Below are 4,082 nucleotides of genomic sequence, written 5' to 3'. Positions count from 1 at the left end.
GAACAGCGGGGACGATCGCGGGGACCGGACGGACACCGGGCACGGCCTGCCGGGCCGTCCGGTGCCGGCAGGAGGCGAGGTGAGTGCACCTGAGGATCTGCCCGCCGTCATCCGCGGACCGGGCAGATACAGGGCGGCCGGCGCGGTCGCCCTGGGCGCGGGGTTGCTCGGCGCCCCGCTCGCCGTACTGCTCGGGTTGGACGTCCTGCCCGCGGTGTGGCTCGGGGGCATCCTGCTGGTCAACGGCCTGGTCGCCACGGGACGATCCGTCGTGCTGGACCGCGGTTGCCTCACCGTCCAGGGTCCGCTGGTGGCCCACCGCGTGCCGTGGGGGCACCTGCACGGCGCCCGACTCGTCGGTGACCGGCTCGTGCTGGCCTGGGTGCCTGCCACGGTCGTGGCGGTCGGGCCGTTCGAGCCGACGGGCGAGTCGCCCGGACAGCGGGAGCAGGCCGAATGGACCGGCGCCGCCATCATGGCGTTACGTGTACGTGTACGTGTACGTGGACCTGAACGCGAACGCGCAGCTGCGGCAGGTGCGGATGTGGGTGCGGGTTCGAGCGCGGGTGCGCAGGGGCAGCCCGAGGAGACGGTCTCCCGGACGCCCGGCCCGGGTGTCGCGGTGGTCGCCGTCTACCTCCTGCTGGTTGCCGCCGCCTGGTGGTGGCATGCCCATGGCGGCTGAGGCCGGATGTCGTGAGGTGCATATGAACCGCCGCCGGGAGCACGTGAACCGCCGCCGGGATACGGGGAACCCGGCGGCGGTCACCCGTGCCCGTCCGGCTGTCCGGTCACCCGGGCAGCTGAGCCCGCGGTTTCAGCCGGGCCGGGATCGTCGCCCGAGACGGGTGGGACCGGCTGCTGGTCGTTCAGGCGCAGGCGCTGGACATCCCGTTGATCACCGCCGATCACCAGCTCTCGGCCTATGGCGTCAGGACGGTATGTGCCTGACCTCCCGGACACCCCATGTTCTTTCCCGGACCGCCTGTCGGGAGATCGTCCCGGGCGGTGGATCGTCAGCTGGTCGGCGCCCGGGTGTGGCTGCCGATATCGGCGGCGAGCAGGCACAGATCGTCCTCCCGGCCGTTGGAGCCGGCGACTCCAGCCAGCAACCGGTCACACAGCGCATCCAGGCTGAGTGCGTGGGACTGCGCGGCGACGGCCGACAGGACGGCGAGCCGGTCGGAGATGGAGGCGTCCCGGCGCTCCACCAGGCCGTCGCTGTAGAGCAGCAGGCGGGTCCGGGCCGGCAAGGTGACAGTGTCCTGCCGGTAGGCAAGGTTGTCCACGGCGCCGAGGATCGGGCCGTGGACTTCCTCCAGGAAGGCCGGACAGTCGCCGTCGAGGATCAGAGGCGGCGGATGACCCGCGCACGACCAGGTCAGCGTCTGGTCGGCCACGTCAAGGCAGGCGACCACCGCGGTGGCGTAGACCGCCGAGTCGCTGGCGGCGAGGTTGGACGACAACTGGCTGGTGATCATGGCGGGGGGATGGCTGAGCAGCGCGTAGGCGCGTGCCGCGTGCCGCAGCTCGGCCATGACCGTGGCCGCGCGCAGCCCGTGGCCACCGACGTCCCCCACGATCAGCGTGAGTTCGCCGTTCGGGAGCACCAGCGCGTCATACCAGTCACCGCCGACGTCGACGTCCCGGCCGGCGGGCAGGTATCGGGCGACCAGTTCCACTCCGGCCAGCTCCGGCAGGCGCTGCGGAAGGATTGCCCGTTGGAGGGCTTCGGTAACTGACAGTTGCTTCTCGTACAGGCGCACTCGTTCCAGCGCATGCGCGCAGTGCCCGGCAAGCGTTGTCAGAAAGGCCCGCTCGTCGGCGTCGAAGGTCCGTTCGGTTCCCCACAGCAGCGCGATCACCCCGATCGGCTGCCCGGAGACAATCAGTGGGATATGGGCTACACCCGCGATGGCGGCCGCTTCGAGCAGGGGCTGGGTGCGCGGATAGTCGGTCAGGTACTCCGCGCGGGAATCGAACCGGGCGCGGGCTGTGCGCAGGACGTCCGGGGTTGCCGCGGTTCCGTGCACGGAGATCATTTCCAGGAGCCGGTTGACTCGTCGGGACTGGATGGTCGGGCCGACCATGCGCACCCGTCCCTCCTCGCCGACCAGCATGATCACAGCGCAGTCCGCGCCGAGGTCGTCCCATGCCGATCGCACGATCACGTTCGCGACGTCCGGGACGGTCAGGGCCTGGCCGAGCGCGGCGGTCACGTCGAACAACTGGCGGGCGCGGCTGAGCGCTGTCGACAACGACGTGATCAGCGCCGCGCGGTGTGCCTCCGCCCGCCGACGTTCGTCGACGTTGCGGAAATACGCGGTTATCCCGTCCGGTGAGGGGAACAGCCGGACCTCGAAACGTCCCCCGAAGGAGGCGTAGTCGGCTTCGGACTCCACCGGCAGCTGGGTGTGCAGCGCCTGCAGGTACAGCTTTTCGAACACCGACCCGATCATCGCCGGTTCCAGGTCCCACAGCCGTTCGCCCACCAGCTCGCACGTGTCACAGCCGAGCAGCCGGCTCATGACCGTGTTGAGGAACACGAACCGGCCGTCGTTGTCGAACACCACCACGCCGTCACTGACCTGTTGCAGGGCGCGTCCGGCCTGCTCGCAGCCTGCTCGTAGCCCGGTGGTGTCGGTACAGATCCCCGTCACGCGCACGACCCGGCCGGTGTCGTCGATGACTATCCCGCCGCGGGCCTGGAGCCAGGCGCGCGAACCGTCAGGGCGTACGACCCGGAACTCCTCGAGGAAGGATCCGCCGGTCGCCAGGACCGTGTCCATGCGGGCGCGCAGAACCGGTACGTCACTGGGGTGCACGCAGGAGAGGAAAGCCTCCATCGTCCCGGCGAAGGACTCCAGGTCGACGCCGTGCAGGTCGGCGGTGCGCTGGTCCCACCGTAGCCGGTCGCCGGCGACGTCCCACTCCCAGACGCCTACGCCCGCGGTGCCCAGCGCGAGCAGCAGGTGTTCCGGTACGCCGTCATCGGACGCGGACGGCATCGGCAGATCGTTCGCGTTTCGGTGAACCTGGGGCTTGTCAGCACCGCCCGATCCCACGTCACGCTCCCCACTGGCCGTCGGCGTTCCCCGCCGGCCGGCGCTGTCAACCCGGGCGCGCACCGTTGTGACCGGCCGCGACGGCTCAGGCAGCGCACCTGGCAGATCGTGGCTGGTCTGCGGGGTCTCAGGTAGGCGTCGACACGGTTCGACAAGTCAACCACGAGGCATCAGGCCTCGTTCCCCGATAGGACAGGACAGTCCATTATCGTGCCGGGTTGTTGCCGTTGGCGATCACGGCCGTGTGGGTGTGCTCACTGCCCTGCGGAGGTTCCGCCCTTCGGAGGTTCTCCAGGTTGTGGATCATTGATGGGTCATTCTTCGCGGATGCCGATGCGGTTGTGGATGGCGCGTAGCGGGCGGGGTGCCCACCAGTTCCACTGCCCGGCCAGGCGCATGAACGCCGGGACCAGGATGGGGCGCACGATCAGGGCGTCGAGCAGGATGGCCAGGCCGGTGCCCAGACCGAACAGTTTGATGAACGACACCCCGGAGACCAGGGTGGCGAAGAAGGACACCGCCAGGATGAGCGCGGCAGCGCTGATGATCCGTCCGCTGCGGGACAGGCCGTCGACGACGGCGCGGTGCAAGGTGGCGCCGGTGTCGTGACGTTCGCGGATGCGGGCGAGGACGAACACGGCGTAGTCCATGGACAGGCCATAGGTGATGCAGAACAGCAGGACGGGGATGGCGACGGGCAGGGGGCCGGGGGTAATGCCGAGGGGTCCGGCGAGGTGGCCGTCTTGGAAGATCCAAACCATGGTGCCGAAGACGGCACTGAGGCTGAGCAGATTGAACGCGAGGGCCTTGACCGGCAGGACGATGCTGCCTGTGAGCAGGAACAGGACGGCGAAGGTGATGACGGCGATGAGGGTGAGGGCGAGAGGGAGGCGGTGGCCGATGGAGGCGGTGATGTCGATGAGTTGGGCGGCTTGGCCGGTGACGAGGACCCGGCGGTGGTGGGGGACGGGAGTGGCGCGGATGGCGTGGGCGAGGCGGGCGCCGGCGGGGGAGTAG

The 4,082-nt window shown here is 69.8% G+C and carries 2 protein-coding genes and 1 pseudogene; 1 reads left to right on the top strand and 2 read right to left on the bottom strand.

Translation table 11 applies throughout. The features are described 5' to 3' along the window. Positions 1 to 685 (top strand): annotated as a pseudogene (locus tag CV1CTNOD_RS15690) (hypothetical protein); the annotation flags it as partial. Between the two features lie 331 nt (positions 686 to 1,016). Here the strand turns inward: CV1CTNOD_RS15690 and CV1CTNOD_RS15685 are convergent. Next, entirely contained in the window at positions 1,017 to 3,008 is a 1,992-nt protein-coding gene (locus CV1CTNOD_RS15685; RefSeq protein WP_131786821.1) for a SpoIIE family protein phosphatase, read from the bottom strand. Between the two features lie 371 nt (positions 3,009 to 3,379). Further along, positions 3,380 to 4,082, bottom strand: a 703-nt coding sequence (locus tag CV1CTNOD_RS15680) for an MMPL family transporter (protein ID WP_165485544.1), incomplete at its 5' end; no start/stop codon positions are given.

The sequence above is a fragment of the Protofrankia symbiont of Coriaria ruscifolia genome, from assembly GCF_900634745.1.
Classification (GTDB): Bacteria; Actinomycetota; Actinomycetes; order Frankiales; family Frankiaceae; genus Protofrankia; species Protofrankia californiensis.
The sequence above is the reverse complement of the archived record's forward strand: the minus strand, read 5'-3'. Positions and strand labels throughout refer to the sequence as shown.